At 68.9% G+C, this 1,067-nt stretch carries 2 protein-coding genes; both read right to left on the bottom strand.

What is annotated here, in order from left to right; translation table 11 throughout:
• The coding region (locus AC1DOC_RS34810) for an NADH-quinone oxidoreductase subunit NuoE family protein (protein ID WP_478131731.1) at positions 1-311 on the bottom strand (311 nt) is incomplete at its 3' end.
• A 247-nt stretch (positions 312-558) separates the two neighbouring features.
• Positions 559-1,067: LysR family transcriptional regulator substrate-binding protein (locus AC1DOC_RS34805; RefSeq protein ID WP_478131730.1), on the bottom strand; the 509-nt coding region annotated here is incomplete at its 5' end.

Raw genomic sequence — 1,067 nt, 5'->3', positions numbered from 1 at the left:
AGGCCGTCGCACACGCGCACCGTGAGGCCCGGCGCGGCCTCGTCGCCGCGCACCACCTCGAAGTGGTGATAGAAGGTCGCGACCTCGTAGACCTCGGCCATCGGGATGTTCATTTCGCGCGCCAGCGCCACCAGGTGGCGGTCGTGCAGGCAGCGGAAGGCGTCGTTGAGCTTGTGCAGGTGCTCGATGAGCAGGTCGCGCCGGTGGCCCTCGGCCGGACGCGCGCCGATCAGCGTGCGCACTTCGACGAGCGCCGCTTCGTCGGGCTGGCGGCCCTTGAGCTTGCTCTTGCGGCGGATGCKCTCGCGCATTTCGTCGGCGGTGGCGAGCGGCACGATGGTGTGCGTGCTGGCTGCTGCCTTTGTTGTTGTCTCGCGGGTCGTGGCTGGGTGGTTGTTCACTGCCTGGGCCTTTTTTCGATGTCTCGGGAATGCCCCCCAGCAAGGCTTGAGAGCTGACCGAGTGTGTGGGGCGGCCCTGGGCGCGTCAAATTCGATCGGCACATCGATCGATTCAATAACTAAATGGCCCCCGTCAGGCGACGGTGCCGCGCCGAGGCTATTCGCCGAGCGCGCCGCTGTGCAGCCGCACCTGCTCGCGCCATGCCGGCGTCTGCAGGAACACCAGGGCGGCATCGAGCGCGCGCGAGGGGCGCACGCCGGTCTGGGTCATGAAGCCCAGCGGCGTCTTGACCTCGGGGGCGACCAGCGGCAAGGCCTCCAGCTCGCGGTAGCTGCGCACGGCCGCGACCATCGACCCCGGCAGCACGCTGCTCACGGTGCCCGCGAGCACGGCCAATGCAAGGGTAAGTACCGAGTTGGTTTCGATGGCCGGCTCCAGCGCAATGCCGGCGTCGCGCAGCGCCTGGTCGATGATGGAGCGGTTGTGCATGTCGGGCGTGAGCAGGCACAGCGGCCGCTGGCCGGCCTCGGCCCACGAGATCGGCTGGCCGATGCGCAGCCGGTCGGCCGAGGGCTTGGCCGCGCGCCGCAGCAGGAAGTAGTGCTCCACGCTCTGCGGCCATGCCGTGAGCTTGATGCCCGGCAAATGCATGCGCTCGGTGTAGC

The sequence above is a fragment of the Variovorax sp. 01T439_2 genome (assembly GCF_056398445.1).
This window is presented reverse-complemented; position numbering and strand designations above follow the sequence as displayed.